The 17,931-nt window shown below is 38.6% G+C and carries 19 protein-coding genes; 14 read left to right on the top strand and 5 right to left on the bottom strand.

All coding sequences use genetic code 11. The features are described 5' to 3' along the window. Positions 1 to 203: 203 nt before the first annotated feature. Positions 204 to 839 (bottom strand): superoxide dismutase [Mn], encoded by a 636-nt coding sequence (gene sodA, locus K6J66_RS09155; RefSeq protein ID WP_005647694.1) that lies wholly within the window; start codon positions 837 to 839, stop codon positions 204 to 206. A 248-nt stretch (positions 840 to 1,087) separates the two neighbouring features. Here sodA and ccmA point away from each other — a divergent pair, with 248 nt between their 5' ends. From ccmA to K6J66_RS09100, 11 genes are all read left to right on the top strand, one after another. Beyond that, positions 1,088 to 1,726, top strand: coding sequence for a cytochrome c biogenesis heme-transporting ATPase CcmA (gene ccmA, locus K6J66_RS09150; RefSeq protein WP_038440049.1), 639 nt, complete (start codon positions 1,088 to 1,090; stop codon positions 1,724 to 1,726). A 4-nt stretch (positions 1,727 to 1,730) separates the two neighbouring features. Next, positions 1,731 to 2,396 carry a heme exporter protein CcmB gene (gene ccmB / locus K6J66_RS09145; protein ID WP_005662805.1) on the top strand — a complete coding sequence of 222 codons (666 nt, stop codon included), beginning with the start codon at positions 1,731 to 1,733 and terminating at the stop codon, positions 2,394 to 2,396. 60 nt (positions 2,397 to 2,456) lie between these two features. After that, positions 2,457 to 3,197, top strand: coding sequence for a heme ABC transporter permease (locus tag K6J66_RS09140; RefSeq protein WP_005690745.1), 741 nt, complete (start codon positions 2,457 to 2,459; stop codon positions 3,195 to 3,197). A gap of 42 nt (positions 3,198 to 3,239) precedes the next feature. Next, entirely contained in the window at positions 3,240 to 3,443 is a 204-nt protein-coding gene (ccmD, locus tag K6J66_RS09135; protein ID WP_005651736.1) for a heme exporter protein CcmD, read from the top strand. Next, positions 3,440 to 3,961 (top strand): cytochrome c maturation protein CcmE, encoded by a 522-nt coding sequence (gene ccmE, locus K6J66_RS09130; protein WP_005651737.1) that lies wholly within the window; start codon positions 3,440 to 3,442, stop codon positions 3,959 to 3,961. The genes ccmD and ccmE overlap by 4 nt, the downstream gene beginning before the upstream one ends. Beyond that, positions 3,958 to 5,904, top strand: coding sequence for a heme lyase CcmF/NrfE family subunit (locus K6J66_RS09125; RefSeq protein WP_005662798.1), 1,947 nt, complete (start codon positions 3,958 to 3,960; stop codon positions 5,902 to 5,904). Before ccmE ends, K6J66_RS09125 begins: the two co-directional genes overlap by 4 nt. Positions 5,905 to 6,044: 140 nt before the next feature. Further along, the gene (locus K6J66_RS09120) at positions 6,045 to 6,590 is read left to right on the top strand and encodes a DsbE family thiol:disulfide interchange protein (RefSeq protein ID WP_038440048.1); all 546 of its coding nucleotides are present in this window, start codon (positions 6,045 to 6,047) and stop codon (positions 6,588 to 6,590) included. Continuing rightward, the gene (locus tag K6J66_RS09115) at positions 6,590 to 7,051 is read left to right on the top strand and encodes a cytochrome c-type biogenesis protein (RefSeq protein ID WP_038440047.1); all 462 of its coding nucleotides are present in this window, start codon (positions 6,590 to 6,592) and stop codon (positions 7,049 to 7,051) included. The genes K6J66_RS09120 and K6J66_RS09115 overlap by 1 nt, the downstream gene beginning before the upstream one ends. Then, positions 7,052 to 7,969: a c-type cytochrome biogenesis protein CcmI gene (gene ccmI / locus K6J66_RS09110; RefSeq protein WP_005665888.1), complete on the top strand. Its 918-nt coding sequence runs from the start codon at positions 7,052 to 7,054 to the stop codon at positions 7,967 to 7,969. Positions 7,970 to 8,090: 121 nt separating this feature from the next. Beyond that, the gene (locus K6J66_RS09105) at positions 8,091 to 8,591 is read left to right on the top strand and encodes a DUF8095 domain-containing protein (RefSeq protein WP_038440261.1); all 501 of its coding nucleotides are present in this window, start codon (positions 8,091 to 8,093) and stop codon (positions 8,589 to 8,591) included. 10 nt (positions 8,592 to 8,601) lie between these two features. Next, entirely contained in the window at positions 8,602 to 8,901 is a 300-nt protein-coding gene (locus K6J66_RS09100) for a hypothetical protein (protein ID WP_005647674.1), read from the top strand. 4 nt (positions 8,902 to 8,905) lie between these two features. Here the strand turns inward: K6J66_RS09100 and ligA are convergent, their stop codons facing one another. Next, on the bottom strand, positions 8,906 to 10,918 hold the full coding sequence (ligA, locus tag K6J66_RS09095; RefSeq protein WP_038440046.1) for an NAD-dependent DNA ligase LigA: 2,013 nt from the start codon (positions 10,916 to 10,918) through the stop codon (positions 8,906 to 8,908). Between the two features lie 111 nt (positions 10,919 to 11,029). Beyond that, the gene (gene zipA, locus K6J66_RS09090) at positions 11,030 to 12,016 is read right to left on the bottom strand and encodes a cell division protein ZipA (RefSeq protein ID WP_038440045.1); all 987 of its coding nucleotides are present in this window, start codon (positions 12,014 to 12,016) and stop codon (positions 11,030 to 11,032) included. 152 nt (positions 12,017 to 12,168) lie between these two features. On the opposite strand from zipA, the gene cysZ reads away from it, so the two are divergent. The 3 genes from cysZ (at position 12,169) to K6J66_RS09075 (ending at position 15,507) form a co-directional block, all read left to right on the top strand. Then, complete coding sequence (gene cysZ, locus K6J66_RS09085) at positions 12,169 to 12,987, top strand: sulfate transporter CysZ (protein ID WP_038440044.1); 819 nt, start codon at positions 12,169 to 12,171, stop codon at positions 12,985 to 12,987. Positions 12,988 to 13,085: 98 nt separating this feature from the next. After that, on the top strand, positions 13,086 to 14,036 hold the full coding sequence (cysK, locus tag K6J66_RS09080; protein WP_005690723.1) for a cysteine synthase A: 951 nt from the start codon (positions 13,086 to 13,088) through the stop codon (positions 14,034 to 14,036). 247 nt (positions 14,037 to 14,283) lie between these two features. Continuing rightward, entirely contained in the window at positions 14,284 to 15,507 is a 1,224-nt protein-coding gene (locus tag K6J66_RS09075; RefSeq protein WP_038440043.1) for an MFS transporter, read from the top strand. Positions 15,508 to 15,615: 108 nt separating this feature from the next. On the opposite strand, the gene waaF is transcribed toward K6J66_RS09075, so the two are convergent. Both waaF and K6J66_RS09065 read right to left on the bottom strand, forming a co-directional pair. Next, complete coding sequence (waaF, locus tag K6J66_RS09070) at positions 15,616 to 16,656, bottom strand: lipopolysaccharide heptosyltransferase II (RefSeq protein WP_038440042.1); 1,041 nt, start codon at positions 16,654 to 16,656, stop codon at positions 15,616 to 15,618. A 75-nt stretch (positions 16,657 to 16,731) separates the two neighbouring features. Beyond that, positions 16,732 to 17,895: a XylR family transcriptional regulator gene (locus K6J66_RS09065; protein WP_038440041.1), complete on the bottom strand. Its 1,164-nt coding sequence runs from the start codon at positions 17,893 to 17,895 to the stop codon at positions 16,732 to 16,734. Positions 17,896 to 17,931: the final 36 nt, after the last annotated feature.

Raw genomic sequence — 17,931 nt, 5'->3', positions numbered from 1 at the left:
AAAGCAGCTTTACATTTCTTCATTATTTATTGAATTTTAATAATACTTTGTTTATGGAAAATAAACATTGATAAATGCCTATAAATAATAAGCCTGTAAAAGATACAGATTTGATAAAAAAGATTGCAAAAGAAAAGTTATAGAGAGGAAAGCAGAAAAACCTAACTTTTGCTAGGTTTTCCTATGTTTATTATTTTGCACAGTTACAGTGTGCTGTTTTTTTGTTCAAAACGTTCTGCAACGAAATCCCAGTTTACCACATTCCAGAATTCTTTAATGTAGTCTGGACGGCGGTTTTGGAATTTTAAGTAGTAAGCGTGTTCCCAAACGTCTAAACCTAAAAGTGGGAAACCCTCACAACCTGCCACTTCTTTACCCATTAATGGGTTATCTTGGTTTGCTGTTGATACAACGGCTAATTTACCTTCAGCGGTTAATACTAACCATGCCCATCCTGAACCGAAACGAGTTGCTGCTGCTTTTTCAAACTCTGCTTTAAATGCATCTACAGAACCGAAATCGCGTTCAATCGCATCTTTTAATGCGCCTTGTAAAGTAGTGCCTTTTTTCAAGCTTTTCCAAAATAAACTGTGGTTTGTGTGGCCTCCAGCATTATTACGTAATGCTCCACGTTTTTCTGCAGGAATTTTATCAAGGTTAGAAATTAAATGACCCGGATACATTTCTACTAATTCAGCAGGTAAACCTTCTAATGCAGCATTTGCATTGTTTACGTAAGCTTGGTGGTGTTTACTATGATGGATTTCCATTGTTTGCGCATCAAAATGTGGTTCTAACGCATTGTAGGCATAGCCTAATTCAGGGAGAGTGTAAGACATAATGTATTCCTTCTATTGTTAAAAACAGATTTCGTTGAGGTTTTGGTCTATAACCAAAATTGAGCAAATAATAGCAAAAAAATTGATTTAGATCATTAAATGTTTTTTCTTTTTTAAAAAGTGAATTTATTAAATTTTGTTTTAAATCAATAAACCTATCGATCTACTTCTAAAGAGTTATGTGTTTGAGTTGCGAAAATTTCATCAAATATTAGAATACCACCACTTTTTATTTTCCCTTTGCAATTATGTTTGAACCACACAAGTTATCTCTGCAAAATTTATCCTGCCAACGTGGTGAGCGAGTACTTTTTCGTGCTTTGACTTGCGATTTTAATAGCGGTGATTTTGTACAAATTGAAGGGCATAACGGCATAGGTAAAACGAGCTTGTTACGTATTCTTGCTGGTTTAGCTCAACCTTTAGAAGGCGAAGTGCGGTGGGATGCTGAAGCAATTTCTAAACAACGTGAACAGTATCATCAAAATTTGCTTTATTTAGGACATCTTTTAGGCGTTAAACCAGAGCTAACGGCGTGGGAAAATTTGCAGTTTTATCAACGAATTAGTCAAGCTGAACAAAACACCGATATGTTGTGGGATTTGCTTGAGAAAGTGGGATTATTAGGGCGTGAAGATTTGCCTGCTGCACAACTTTCTGCTGGGCAACAAAAGCGTATCGCGTTAGGTCGCTTATGGCTGTCTCAAGCGCCCTTATGGATTTTAGATGAGCCCTTTACTGCGATTGATAAAAAAGGCGTGAAAATTCTAACCGCACTTTTTGATGAGCACGCTCAACGTGGAGGTATTGTGTTATTGACCAGCCACCAAGAAGTGCCAAGTTCTCATCTGCAAAAATTGAATTTAGCGGCTTATAAAGCGGAATAACTTAATGATTTTTTTAGAGATAATTAAACGAGAACTTCAAATTGCGATGCGCAAAAATGCGGAGATTTTAAATCCGCTATGGTTCTTTTTGCTTGTGATTACTTTGTTTCCGCTTGTTATTGGGCCAGAGCCTAAATTACTTTCCCGTATCGCACCGGGTATCGCATGGGTAGCTGCATTACTTTCAGCATTGCTTTCTTTTGAGCGTTTATTCCGTGATGATTTTATTGATGGCTCTCTTGAACAATTAATGCTAACCGCACAGCCTTTGCCAATGACAGCTTTGGCTAAAGTCGTTGCACATTGGTTGCTCACTGGTTTGCCGCTTATTTTGCTATCACCTATTGCCGCTTTGTTGCTTTCTCTTGAGGTCAATATTTGGTGGGCATTAGTTTTGACATTGTTACTGGGCACCCCTGTATTGAGTTGTATCGGTGCAATTGGCGTCGCTTTAACGGTGGGATTGCGAAAAGGTGGCGTGTTGTTGAGTTTGCTTGTTGTTCCGTTGTTTATTCCTGTTTTAATTTTTGCTTCATCTGTATTAGAGGCAGCAGGATTAAATGTGCCTTATGGGGGACAACTGGCGATTTTAGGTGCCATGATGGTTGGTGCAGTAACGCTTTCGCCTTTTGCTATCGCGGCAGCGTTGCGAATTAGTTTAGATAATTAATTTTATTTCATTGTATAAAAGTGCGGTGGTTTTTCTCTTTAATTTTTAAGGATCTTTTTTATGTGGAAGTGGTTACATCCTTATGCAAAACCTGAAACTCAATATCGTATCTGCGGTAAATTGAGTCCGTTATTTGCATTTTTAACGCTTATCTTACTCGGTGTTGGCATTGTATGGGGCTTAGCATTCGCCCCAGCAGATTACCAACAGGGCAATAGTTTCCGAATTATGTATGTACATGTGCCGACAGCGATTTGGTCAATGGGTGTGTACGGTTCAATGGCGATTGCAGCTGTGGTTGCCCTAGTGTGGCAAATTAAGCAAGCTCACCTCGCAATGATTGCAATGGCACCAATTGGTGCATTGTTTACTTTCTTATCGCTTGTTACGGGGGCAATTTGGGGGAAACCAATGTGGGGTACTTGGTGGGTGTGGGATGCTCGCTTAACTGCAGAATTGATTTTATTCTTTCTTTATCTTGGTATCTTAGCCCTTTATTCTGCTTTTTCAGATCGTAACATAGGCGCAAAAGCGGCGGGGATTTTATGCATTACAACGGTCGTGATTTTACCGATTATTCATTTTTCGGTGGAGTGGTGGAACACATTACATCAAGGGGCGAGTATTACCAAATTTGAAAAACCATCCATTGCAATTCCAATGTTGGTTCCATTAATTTTGTGTATCTTCGGTTTTTTGACCTTGTATATTTGGCTTACTTTAGTTCGTTATCGCGTGGAATTATTGAAAGAAGATGCAAAACGTCCTTGGGTTAAAGCATTAGCTCAAACACTGAAATAAAGTGCGGTTAGTTTTTTAGCGATTTTTTATAAGGAATATTTTATGTTTTTCCAAACTTGGAGTGATTTTTTTAATATGGGTGGCTACGGTTTTTACGTATGGTTATCCTATGCAGTAAGTTTAGTGGCAGTTATTGCCTTAATTGTTCAAAGTGTAAAACAACGCAAGACAGTGTTACAAAATGTATTGCGTGAGCAACAACGCGAAGAACGTTTACAACAAGCAAATAAGGGGGACACACTATGAATCCAAGACGTAAATCCAGATTTAAATTAGTCATTTTTGTTGTGCTTGGCATTGCTATTGCAAGTGGATTGATGCTGTATGCATTACGTCAAAATATCGACTTGTTTTATACGCCATCTGAAGTGATTCAAGGTAAGGATAATAATCCGAATCAAAAACCTGAAGTGGGGCAGCGTATTCGTGTTGGCGGTATGGTGGTTGAAGGCACGGTAGTGCGTGATCCAAAAAGCTTAAAAGTGCGGTTCGATTTAAATGATATTGGTCCTGCGATCACTGTTGAATATGAAGGCATTTTGCCAGATCTTTTCCGTGAAGGGCAGGGGATTGTGGCTCAAGGCGTATTAACTCAGTCAGCGGTTTTAAGCGCGACAGAAGTATTGGCTAAACACGATGAAAATTATGTGCCGCCAGAATTAGGCGAAAAAATGCAAAAAGTACATAAACCAATGGGGATTAAGGCAGCAGATTTAAAAGGCGAAAGTGAGCGTGATCGTCAAGAAAAAGAAGGCGCAAAATGATTGCTGAATTAGGAAATTATGCGCTGGCTTTAAGTTTAGCTGTATCGCTTATGTTGGCGATTTTCCCTTTGTGGGGGGCGGAAAAGGGCAATGTACAATTAATGGCATTAGCTCGCCCAATGACTTATGGTTTATTTGCAAGCCTAAGCATTGCTTTTGCTGCGCTATTTTATCTATTCGCAGTCAATGATTTTAGCGTGCAATATATTGTAAATAATTCTAATACTACTTTACCCATTTATTATCGTTTATCTGCGGTATGGGGTTCCCATGAAGGCTCTTTGTTACTGTGGATTTGGCTACTGGCGGTTTGGTCATTTGCCGTTGCTTTATTGAGTAAACATTTACCCCAAGAAGCGGTTGCTCGCGTGCTTGGTATTATGGGGATTATTAGCGTCGGTTTTGTATTGTTCGTCTTGTTTACATCAAATCCTTTCACGCGTACTTTCCCTGATTTCCCAGTAGATGGAAAAGAACTTAATCCAATGTTGCAAGATGTAGGCTTGATTTTCCACCCTCCATTACTTTATATGGGCTATGTGGGTTTTTCGGTGGCATTTGCGTTTGCGATTGCATCCTTAATGACTGGAAAATTAGATTCAGCTTGGGCACGTTGGTCACGTCCTTGGACGCTTGCTGCTTGGGTGTTTTTAACTTTAGGTATCGTACTCGGTTCTTGGTGGGCTTATTATGAGCTTGGCTGGGGGGGCTGGTGGTTCTGGGATCCAGTAGAAAACTCATCGTTTATGCCGTGGCTTGCTGGTACTGCATTGATTCACTCTCTTTCTGTGACAGAAAAACGTGGTTCTTTCAAAGCTTGGACGGTATTACTTGCGATTTTAGCCTTTTCACTTTGTCTGCTCGGCACCTTCTTAGTTCGTTCTGGTATCTTAGTTTCAGTTCACGCATTTGCATCGGATCCAACTCGTGGTTTGTATATTTTGGCTTACCTCGTTGTGGTAATTGGCGGTTCGCTTGCACTCTATGCGTATAAAGGCAGTCAAATTCGTTCTCGTGATAATGCAGAACGCTATTCACGTGAAAGTATGTTGTTATTGAATAATATCTTATTAATGACCGCACTTTGCGTTGTATTCTTAGGAACGTTGTTACCACTCGTTCACAAACAACTTGGTTTAGGCTCTATTTCTATTGGTGCACCGTTCTTTGATCAAATGTTCTTAATTATTATGACACCATTTGCATTATTGCTTGGTATTGGACCTTTAGTGAAATGGCGTAGAGACCAATTTTCTGCAATTCGTACGCCTGTTGTTATCAGCGTATTTGTTATGCTGATTGCAGGTTTTGCGTTACCTTATTTCTTGCAAGATAAAATTACCGTGAGTTCAGTGCTTGGTTCAATGATGACTGTGATTATTGTGTTACTTGTGCTTTATGAATTGCAACAACGTGCGACGCATCGTGAATCATTCTTTGTTGGCGTACGCAAACTATCTCGTTCTCATTGGGGAATGATGTTAGCTCACTTAGGCGTAGCTATGACTGTTTGGGGGATCGCATTTAGCCAAAACTTTAGCGTAGAACGTGATGTGAGAATGAAAGTTGGCGAGAACGCACAAATTGGTCGTTACGATTTTAAATTCGCTGGTGTGACGGATGAAAATGGTCCAAACTATATTGGTGGAAAAGCTCAAATTGATATTTCGAAAGATGGGCAACCAGAGGCAAGTTTATTCGCAGAAAAACGTTTTTACACAGTAAGTCGGATGTCTATGACAGAAGCCGCAATTGCTGGTGGTTTAACTCGTGACCTCTATGTGGCTCTCGGCGAAAAACTTGAGGATAATTCTTGGGCGTTACGCTTATATTACAAGCCATTTATTCGCTGGATTTGGATTGGCGGCTTATTTATGGCGTTAGGTGGATTGTTGTGCATGTTCGATCGACGCTATCGGTTTAATGTGTTGTTGAAGAAATAATTTTATTCTTGCCTTCCCCTGCTTGCGGGGGAAGGTGCCCGAAGGGCGGAAGGGGGATTACGATATCCCCCCTCAGTCACTTCGCGACAGCTCCCCCCATAAATGGGTGGAGCAAAGTTAATGAAAAAGTGCGGTAAAAAATGAAAAAAAAATTACTCGTTCCTCTTATTCTCTTTTTATCGATAACAATTGCATTTTTGGTGCAATTAAAACGCAATGCGCAAGGTGAAGATATTAAAGCATTAGAGTCTGCTTTGGTTGGAAAGCCTGTGCCGGCAAAAAATTTGACGGAGTTGTTTGAAAATAAAACTTACACGAATGAATTGTTTCAACAAGGTGAGCCAGTTTTGCTTAACGTATGGGCGACTTGGTGTCCGACTTGTTATGCCGAACATCAATATTTAAACAAACTTGCTAAAGAGGGTGTGAGAATTATCGGTTTAGATTATAAAGATGAATCACCTAAAGCAATGAAGTGGTTAAAAGATCTTGGCAATCCTTATCAAGTTGTTTTAAAAGATGAAAAAGGTTCTTTCGGTTTGGATTTAGGGGTATATGGTGCGCCAGAAACGTTCATTGTAGATGGAAAAGGTGTGATTCATTATCGTTATGCTGGAGATGTAAACGAAAAAGTTTGGACTCAGACTTTAAAACCAATTCATGACAAACTTTCGGAGCAACAATAATGAAAAAAACATGGCTATTTTTGACCGCATTTTTGTTTAGCTCAGTGGCGTTTTCAGCTATTGACGCATTAAATTTTAGTTCTCCACAGCAAGAGAGTGATTACCATCAATTAACACAATCTTTGCGTTGCCCTCAATGTCAAAATAACAATATTGCGGATTCCAATGCGACTATCGCAGTGGATATGCGTGGCAAAGTATTTGAGCTTTTACAAGAAGGCAAATCGAAAAATGACGTAGTGGATTATATGGTGGCTCGCTATGGCAATTTTGTAACCTATGATCCTCCTATAACAGCGAGCACATTAGTGCTATGGATTGCGCCATTATTGCTTGTGTTGTTAGGCGTGGTGTTTTTATTAAGACGCAAACCTAAAACCCAAAGTGCGGTGAAATCCCAAGAGATTTTAACGGATGAAGATAATGCACGTTTGGCAGAATTATTAAACAAGGATAAATAGATGAATTTTACATTAATTTTTATCTTAACCACTTTAGTTGTGGCGTTAATTTGTTTTTATCCTTTATTATGTCAATTCAAAGCGAAACATGGGCAAAAACGTGATGATTTAAATAAGGCGTTATATTTCTCGCGCTTGGAAGAAATTGAGCAAGATAATTCCCAAGGTTTAGTTGAAAATGTTGAGCAACTCAAACAAGAATTACAGAAAACCTTGCTTGATGATGTTCCGAGCAAGGTTCAAGAGAATGTGGATTATTCTGGCAAATCTTATGGAAAAATTTGGTTTATCTCTGGTGTATTAGCGTTAGGAATTATCGCAGGTCCTTCTTATTTTATGGTGGGATCTTGGCAAGCCGAATCGATGTTAGAGCAAACTTATGCGAAATTGCCCTATTTCTTTGACCGAATGAAAGATGAAGATAAAAATCCATTTTCTGATACAGAAATGCAGCAATTTTCTACCGCACTTCGAATCGATTTGCAAAAAAATCCAACTGATGCCAAAAAATGGTGGATGCTCGGTCAAATTGGGATGAATTTAGGTGATGCACGTTTGGCATTCGATAGCTATCAAAAGGCTAATAAACTTGAACCAGATAATGTGCAATATAAATTAGGCTATGCTCGTATATTGATGTTTTCTGAAGATGCGACTGATAAACTTAAAGGTGGCAATTTATTGCGTGAAGTGATTCGTCAAGAACACACTAACATTGAAGCATTGAGTTTACTCGCATTCCGTTATTTTGAAACGGAAGATTATAAAATGGCGGCAGTGACTTGGGCGATGATGCTACGCTTAATGCCGAAAGATGATGAGCGTGTTCCTCTAATTGAAAAAAGTATTCGTACCGCGCGTGATGCTTTAGAAGCGCAAAATGAAGAAAAATCAAAAAGTATCACTCCCGAAAAATAACCTAGTACGTTATAAGACTTTTTGATATAGTGCGAAAAAATTATTCGTAGTCGAACAGATTAGCATTTAATAAAGTACTAAAGGAACGAGAAATGAATAACAAAAATTGCACTTTTTTTCTTTGTTCTGTGTCATTATTGGAAGTTTATTTACTTCACAATTTTCGATTGCAGAAAATGATTCTAGTGCAGTCACTTATATTGATTCTGAAGATAAAAAAGCATTTAATTCCGATGTTTCAAATAATGATGCTCAAAAACTAGCTCAAAGTATTGAATTTAAAGTTTATAAAATAGATGAAACCACTTCATCAGAAAGTATTTATGAATCTCCAACTGGAATTTGTCAGGGATTTAAGATTACAAGAGGTGTAGATTACACAAATTCGACTTACCATTATCTTTATCCAGACAATAGAGGAGAATTCTATGGCAGTGTGGTTGGTGCAACTATTTATAACCAAAAAGATCCTCAAAATTTAAGTTATGTGCCAGTTTATTCAATTACAGATAAAGATTTATCTAAGCGTATTCAGTTAAAAGAAAATAAAACATTAAAGGAAAAAGCAGCGAATTATGTATCAGAAGGTAGGGCTGTATTAACTGACGTAATTTGTAAATAGGATGTATTTAATGAGAAAAATAGTTTTTGTTAGTTGTGTAATTTTAGGTTTAGCAGCATGTTCATCTCAACCAGAACAAATTGGTGGCGGTGTTTACGATATGAAAACTGTGCAAGAATATAATGCTCGAGTTATTAGTGGTAATACTGTTACACAAACTCAAAAGGATAAAATAACGCAACAAATTGATACAAGTTTAAAATTAAACCAAAGTGACAATAAAGTTAAAACGAGAACAAGACGTGTATTGCCTGTTCTTCCAGTCACACCAAGCGTCGGGTATCATTATAATTATCACTATTTTAGATAAAAAATTATCTTGTTATCTGTGCTAAAAATTCTTCTTCTGTTAATACTGTAATATTTAGTTCTTGAGCTTTTGCAAGTTTAGAGCCTGCTGCATCGCCTGCGATAACGAAATCTGTTTTACTGGATACCGAACCACTTACTTTTGCGCCAAGCTGTTGTAATAAGGCTTTTGCTTCATTACGCCCCATTTGTGTAAGAGTGCCTGTCAGTACTACAGTTTTATCTTTGAACAAGTTTTCACTTGCTTCTTTCACTTCTACAGTTTCCCAATGCACACCTTGTTCGATTAAATCCTCCACGACTGCAACATTATGCGCTTCACGCCAAAATATAAAAATTCGGTTCGCTACAACTTCCCCTACATCAGGCACTTGTTGAAGTTCTTCAAGATTTGCGTCTTTAAGCGCATCTAAAGTTTTGAAATGATTAGCAAGATTTAATGCAGTGGCTTCGCCCACTTCACGAATGCCTAAAGCAAAAATAAAGCGAGCAAGCGTTGTGCTTTTTGCATTTTCAAGACTATTGAGTGCGTTTTCTGCAGATTTTGCACCCATTCTTTCTAAGCGTGTGAGCGTGGTTAAATCAAGTTTAAATAAGTCCGCAGGTGTATGAATCAGTTCTCGATCGACTAATTGCTCTATTAATTTTCCGCCTACACCATCAATATCCATTGCTTTACGAGAGACGAAATGTTTTAACGCCTCTTTACGCTGTGCCGCACAGAATAATCCTCCCGTGCAACGTGCTACTGCTTCGCCTTCAATACGAATAATTTGAGAATCGCACACAGGGCAATTTGTTGGGAAAATGATTGGTTTAGCATTATCAGGGCGACGTTCGTGTAATACGCCAATAATTTGTGGAATTACATCGCCTGCTCGACGAATAACAACAGTATCGCCAATAGCGATATTTAAACGTTCAATTTCATCGCCATTATGTAAGGTGGCATTACTTACTGTAACGCCTGCAACAAACACAGGCTCTAATTTGGCAACTGGTGTGATTGCGCCAGTTCGACCCACTTGGAATTCAACATCATTCAACAGGGTTAATTCTTCTTGGGCGGGGAATTTATAAGCAATCGCCCAGCGAGGTGCTTTAGAAATAAATCCTAATTCATTTTGTAAGGCTATATCATTGATTTTTAATACCGTTCCGTCAATATCATAACCTAACGAGCTACGTTTGTTTTGAATATCTTGATAAAAACCTAAAACTTCATCTGCACCGTTGCATAAACGAATTTCAGGATTTACTGGAATCCCGATAGATTTTAGCCATTGCAAACGAGCATAATGCGTAGTCGGCAGATCAACCCCCTCAGCAATCCCAATACCATAAGCATTTAATACCAGCGGACGTTTGCTGGTAATATTAGGATCAAGCTGGCGTAAAGAGCCTGCCGCTGCATTGCGAGGATTAGCAAAGGTTTTTTCATTATGTTCTAACGCATATTTATTTAAACGCTCAAAGCCTGCGTGCGGCATAAAAACTTCGCCCCGCACTTCTAAACGTGCTGGAGGATTATCTGTTAGAAGTTGTAATGGAACATTACGAATCGTGCGGATATTGGCTGTAATATCTTCGCCTGTGGTGCCATCACCACGAGTGGCGGCTTGTGTAAGTTCACCATTAACATACAAAATACTCACAGCCAAGCCATCAAGTTTAGGTTCGCAACAGAAAGTAAGTGGTTTCGGTAATAGGATTAAACGATCTTCAATGCGTTTTACAAAAGCATTAAATTCTGCATCGGAAAAAGCATTATCCAAAGAGAGCATAGGAATTTCGTGACGAATTTGGCTAAACCCAGAAAGTGGTTTTGCACCAACACGTTGAGTTGGCGAATCTGACGTCAGAAATTCAGGATGCTCTAATTCTAGGGCTTTGAGCTGATGAAATAAACGATCGTATTCGCTATCAGGCACGCTCGGATTATCTAAAACGTGGTATTCGTATTCATATTGACGCAAGGTTTTGCGTAGATTGTCTAGTTGAGTTTGAATATTTGTCATAAAATTCTCGGAGAAAAATGACCGCACTTTTCTATGTATTTAGCGTGAAAATAGACAGGTACAAAGCCTGTCTAAATGAATATAAAAGTGCGGTAAATTTAAGGTATGAATTTACACTCGAGCAAGATAGGCTTGCTCTGCATTTGCATCAAAAATTTCTTGTTCTTCAGTCAGTATAACACCTTGTAAATCTTCGGCTAATGTATGGGCAGCACGCATCATCATACGTAAATTAGCAAGATTATTACCTGGAGAGGGCAATTGCATAAATAATACAATTCCTATGGTGTTAAATTCCGCTAAGTTATAAGCATTGAATGTGCCGGGTTGTTCTAAATTTGCCACACTAAAAAGCACAGGACTTGCCACACTTAAATCTAAGTGACGATGATACATTTCATCTTTACCCAAGATAAAACCCAAGTTTTCAAGAGCCTGCACCAATTTAGCACCATTAAATTCTTCGCTAGATTTTGGAATAAGATAAAGTTGAATATAGCCAGTTGTTTGTTTTGGCTGAGCTGTCGTTTCTGCTTTTGGTTCATTGAACGAGAGGTTGTAGTCTACTTGATGTTCTTCGTGAGATAATTCTGCAAGCTGAACTCTTAATTCTGGCGATGATGAATTAATGCCATTAAAACCAATATTTTGACTTTGTTCTTCAAGTTGTTCTAAGGTCATACTTGCGACATTATTTGCGGTTGGCATATCGTATTGAGGTTGCGTTGGTTGTATTGGCTCGGAACGATGATTCCCCATATCATAAATAGGTTGCGTGTTAGGAATAGAAATTTTGATGTCATCCACACTTTTATCGCTTTGGCGATAATCGATCAATTCAGCTTCTGATGGTACTTTTTCTGTGGTCGGTTGAGGAATTGGTGTATGCCCATTTTCCACATAGGTATTTGGCGAAATATTGTTTGGCTGTACCATTTCTTCTTGCGTATGGGATCTAGATGTTAGAGAAGTGCGGTCAAATTTATTGGCTTTATCAAAATATTTTGATTTCTCACGACGATTTGACCATAATCCGTGTACGATTAAGGCGACAAGTGCCACGATACCCACAATAATCAAAATTGTATTTAAATCCATTTTTATTCCTTACGCGCGATAGTTCGGCGAGAGTGCTATAAATGGTGCTAATGCTACCATATTTCAGTAGGTGAAAAAATACTTCAAAGTGTGGAATTTTAAAGGAAAAGTACGGTCTGTTTTAAGCATATTTTTATTGAAAGGAAAGAAAAATGTTGAATCTTAATGAATTAAAATCTGGTTTCCATTATTTTGTGATGGGCTGGCATTTCATCACACAAAAAGGTTTGCGTCGGTTTGTTATTATGCCAATTTTGCTCAATACTGTTTTGCTTTGTGGTTTATTTTGGCTTTTTATTAGCCAAATCAGCAGTGCTATTGATTGGGTGATGAATTTTATTCCAGACTGGCTTAGTTTTCTCAGTGTCATTTTACTGACACTTTCGATTTTAACGATTTTATTGCTCTTTTATTTTACTTTTACCACGTTTTCTGGCTTTATCGCCGCACCTTTTAATGGTTTGTTGGCGGAAAAAGTAGAAAAAATGCTGACGGGGGAAAATATTAATGATGATGGTCTCGTGGATATAATGAGGGATGTGCCTCGTATGCTTGCTCGAGAGTGGCAAAAATTACGTTATAGCCTACCCAAAATTATCGCCTTATTTTTACTGAGTTTTATTCCTCTGATTGGGCAAACCATCGTGCCAGTACTTACTTTCTTGTTCACTTGTTGGATGATGGCAATTCAATATTGTGATTATCCTTTTGATAATCACAAAGTCTCTTTTGATATCATGAAAAATGCACTTGGCAATCAACGAACTCAAAGTTTAACTTTTGGTGGATTGGTTACTTGTTGCACATTTGTGCCAGTGATTAATTTATTAATTATGCCTGTTGCAGTATGTGGTGCGACGCTGATGTGGGTGGAAAATTATCGTAATGACTTAGGTTTTAATATGAATAGATCTTTTTCCTCTCAAACGGGGCTTGATGTTCGTTCAGAAAATACAGGGATTGTTAAATAGCCTACAGTTATAAATAGATCAAATAACTATTTTTTTAATCAAAAGTGCGGTACTATAAATAAACCAACATTAACGAAGTCCAACGAAAGGGAAATATTATGACAATTTATGCAGACAATTCTTATTCTATCGGAAATACGCCGCTTGTGCGTTTAAAACACTTTGGCCATAACGGCAATGTGGTGGTAAAAATTGAAGGTCGTAACCCAAGCTACAGCGTAAAATGCCGTATTGGGGCGAATATGGTGTGGCAAGCAGAAAAAGATGGTACGCTCACAAAAGGGAAAGAGATTGTAGATGCAACGAGTGGTAACACGGGCATTGCTTTGGCTTATGTTGCGGCGGCTAGAGGTTATAAAATCACGCTCACTATGCCAGAAACAATGAGTCTTGAAAGAAAACGCTTATTGTGCGGATTGGGTGTAAATTTAGTGCTTACCGAAGGCGCAAAAGGAATGAAAGGTGCTATTGCGAAAGCAGAAGAAATTGTTGCTTCTGATCCAAGCCGCTATGTCATGCTTAAACAATTTGAAAATCCAGCCAACCCACAAATTCATCGAGAAACAACAGGGCCTGAAATTTGGAAAGATACGGATGGCAAAGTCGATGTTGTTGTTGCTGGCGTAGGAACAGGTGGTTCGATTACGGGTATTTCTCGCGCGATTAAATTAGATTTTGGTAAACAAATCACTTCTGTTGCCGTTGAGCCAGTGGAATCTCCAGTCATTAGTCAAACTTTAGCGGGTGAAGAAGTAAAACCAGGCCCACACAAAATTCAAGGTATCGGTGCGGGTTTCATTCCTAAAAATTTAGATTTATCTATTATTGATCGCGTAGAAACTGTTGATAGTGATACCGCACTTGCAACAGCTCGTCGCTTAATGGCGGAAGAAGGCATTCTTGCAGGTATTTCATCTGGTGCAGCTGTCGCGGCTGCAGATCGCTTAGCTAAATTACCAGAATTTGCCGATAAACTCATTGTTGTTATTTTGCCTTCAGCTTCTGAACGCTACTTAAGCACAGCACTGTTTGAAGGGATTGAGGGATAAACAAAAAAGAATAAAGTGCGGTGAATTTTTACCGCACTTTTATTAAGACTAGAGTAGTTCAATCTGAATGACATCAGATTGTTTAATCCCCTTATTTTATCCTTTCCTTCTTATTCAAAATCAATTTTTTCTTCTTTTCATATTCTGTTCATTGAATTTTTTTATTAATGCAGTAAACTATCCACCGATTTTTAATCACCTTTCTTTTCACTTTAAATGTTACCCGCGAGTAACAAAAGGACACATCATGACAAACAAAGTAAACAGTTATGGCTGGAAAGCCTTAATTGGCTCTGCCGTCGGCTATGCAATGGACGGTTTCGATCTTCTCATTTTAGGTTTCATGCTTAGTGCAATTTCCGCAGACTTAAATCTAACACCCGCCCAAGGTGGCTCTCTCGTAACTTGGACTCTGAGTGGTGCCGTATTTGGCGGCATTTTATTTGGTGCATTAAGCGATAAATACGGTCGTGTACGCGTACTGACTTGGACTATTCTTCTTTTTGCGGTATTTACTGGGTTGTGTGCGATTGCACAAGGTTATTGGGATTTACTGATTTATCGCACAATTGCTGGCATTGGCTTAGGCGGTGAATTTGGAATTGGGATGGCTCTAGCAGCGGAAGCATGGCCCGCACGCCACAGAGCTAAAGCAGCATCTTATGTTGCATTGGGTTGGCAAGTTGGTGTGTTAGGTGCTGCGTTGCTTACACCATTATTGCTCCCGCATATTGGCTGGCGTGGAATGTTCTTAGTGGGTATCTTCCCTGCATTTGTCGCTTGGTTCTTACGTTCTCATCTGCACGAACCTGAAATTTTCACTCAAAAACAAACCGCACTTTCAACGCAATCCTGCTTTACTGATAAATTACGTTCATTTCAGCTTCTGATTAAAGACAAAGCCACGAGCAAAATTAGTCTTGGTATCGTCGTACTCACCTCCGTACAAAACTTCGGTTATTACGGCATTATGATTTGGTTACCTAATTTCTTATCAAAACAACTTGGATTCAGTTTAACTAAATCTGGGCTTTGGACCGCCGTTACCGTCTGCGGCATGATGGTTGGCATTTGGATTTTCGGACAACTCGCCGACCGCATCGGACGCAAACCAAGTTTCTTACTTTTCCAATTAGGCGCAGTGATAAGTATTGTGGTTTACTCACAACTTACCGATCCTGACATCATGCTTCTTGCTGGGGCATTTTTAGGTATGTTTGTGAACGGAATGCTGGGCGGTTACGGTGCATTGATGGCGGAAGCCTACCCAACAGAAGCTCGAGCAACGGCACAAAACGTACTTTTCAATATTGGTCGTGCCGTAGGGGGATTTGGACCTGTAGTTGTGGGCGCAGTTGTACTTGCTTACTCTTTCCAAACGGCCATCGCTCTACTTGCGATTATCTACGTAATTGATATGTTAGCGACAATTTTCTTAATCCCTGAATTAAAAGGTAAAGCCTTAGACTAAGAAAATATAAAAGATAAAAATGCTCGCCAAGTGCGAGCATTTTTTATGAAACAAGTCATCTTATAAGTAATATCTTTATAAGTTTTCTTTTCACTAAGCAAATTTTCATTATTTTGCCAATAGTTCCTTCAGTTTTTCTAATGCCATTTCTGGCGTAATATCAATCAAACTTTGATGATAACCGCCCTCTTTGTCGCCTTTACGGACTTTAATTAATCCGCCTTCAATTAAACGAATAATCGTTGCCTTATCCGAAAGCGGCGGCGTATATTGCGGACTCGTTGGGCCATAAAGTGCAATCAATGGACGATTGACTGCTGCCGCAATATGCATTAAACCACTGTCATTGGTCACGACCGCCGTACAATTTGCAATTAAATCCACCGCTTCATTCAAGTTGGTTTTTCCTGCTAAATTGACACAAAACTTACGCAACTCTTCAGGTAGTGCTTGACGAATTTCTTCGCCTACTGGTTCATCTTTAGCAGAACCAAATAGCGCCACAGCATAGCCTTGGGTAATTAACATTTCTGCTAATTTTGCATAATGATAATGTGGCCAACGTTTTGCCGGGCCAAATTCCGCACCAGGACAAAAACCAATAATTGGACGTCCGCCTAAAAGTGCGGTTTGTTTTTCAAATTTTTTTAAGGTTTCAGCTTGTTGCGCTGGCTCAACCGTCAAATAGGGTTTCAAGATAGGAATATCATCAGCTTTTGGTATAGCATCTTTTTCAAAAGCCAATGCAACATAACGCTGCACCATCATTGGATAATCTTTTTTATTGGCTCGTAAATCATTCAATAAAATATAACGGCTTTCGCCTTTCCAACCGCGACGATGAGCAATTTTTGCGAAGAAAGGAATAAACGCAGATTTCAATGAATTAGGCAAAACAATCGCCATATCATATTGTTCACGCAAAGACTTTCCTAAACGATAACGCGTTCCCAATTCAAAGGATCCGTGCCCTAATGGCATTTCAATCGCCTTACGCACCTCTGGCATTCGCGCAAGCAAAGGCTTACACCAATTCGGTGCCATCACATCAATATTGCAGTTTGGATATTGAATTTTCAGTTGCTGGTACAAACTGTGCGACATCATCATATCGCCAACCCAAGATGGGCCAATAATTAGAATATTCATTTTCTGTCTTTCAGATAAAAGTGCGGTCAAAAATACTTGTTATTATGACACAGAGTTGAATAAAAATATGCTCCTTTAACAATTTAGTCGAAACTCTTTAGGAGTCATTTCAAATTCTTTCTTAAAAACAGAGTAAAAATATTGAATTGATGGATAGCCGCAAATCTCAGCAATTTCTTGAATAGAAATATCTGTTTGTTGTAATAAATTCTTTGCTCGGGAAATTTTTTCTTCGTGGATGACTTGGTGAATTGTTTTATTCATTTCATTCTTAAAACGTTGTTCAAGATTAGAACGTGAGGTTTCAAGATGATCTAAAACTTGTTCTACTTTAATTCGATGACAGGCACGATGACGAATATAATGCATTGCTTGAATGACAAGCGGATCTGTTAATGATCGATAATCTGTAGAATTTCGAGAGTGAACGGTAATCGGTGGAATTAAAATAGGGGTATGTGAAACTTTTTGACCATTGAGTAATTTGTGTAATAATTTCGCAGCTTGATAACCAATCTCTCTCGTGCCTTGTTCTACGGAGGAAAGGGACATACGCGATAAATATTGGATCAATTCTTCATTATCAATACCAACCACACAAAGCTCTTCAGGTACAGCAATTTTACTGTACTCACAAGCCTGCAATAAATGACGAGCACGCGCATCCGTAACTGCAATAATACCAGTATGAGAAGGAAGAGATTTTAACCAGACAATTAGCTTTTGTTGCTCTTCCAACCAATTTTGAGCATGAACCTGCACACCCTCATATAGGTAAATAGGGTAATGATTTTTCTCCATCAACTCTACAAAAGCATCTCTTCGTTCTATAGACCAATGCTTATGAGTATTTACTTGCAAACCATAAAATGCAAACTGTGACAGTCCTTTCTCCTGTAAATGAGATAAAGCCATTTCAACCAATGCCATATTATCTGTTGCTATATAAGGAAAGTGCGGATAAAAATCAGCTTGTTTATAAGATCCACCAACTGCTATAGTAGGAATAAGAGTGTGTTGCAATAATTCAACAGTTTTTGGATCATCAAAGTCTGCAATAATGCCATCAATAGAAAGTTGATTAATGGTATCAGTATGATAGATAAATTCATCTTCTACAAAAATATCCCACATACATTGCGATGCCTGAATATATTGTCCAATACCCTCCACCACCTGCCGATCATATACTTTGTTTGCATTAAATAAGAGGGCAATTTTGTAGTATTGTTCCGTCATTTTATATCCTTATCTATGGGAAATTGCTATTTAAGT

Origin of the sequence: Haemophilus influenzae, from assembly GCF_019703545.1 — a bacterium.
Classification (GTDB): domain Bacteria; phylum Pseudomonadota; class Gammaproteobacteria; order Enterobacterales; family Pasteurellaceae; genus Haemophilus; species Haemophilus influenzae_E.
This window is presented reverse-complemented; position numbering and strand designations above follow the sequence as displayed.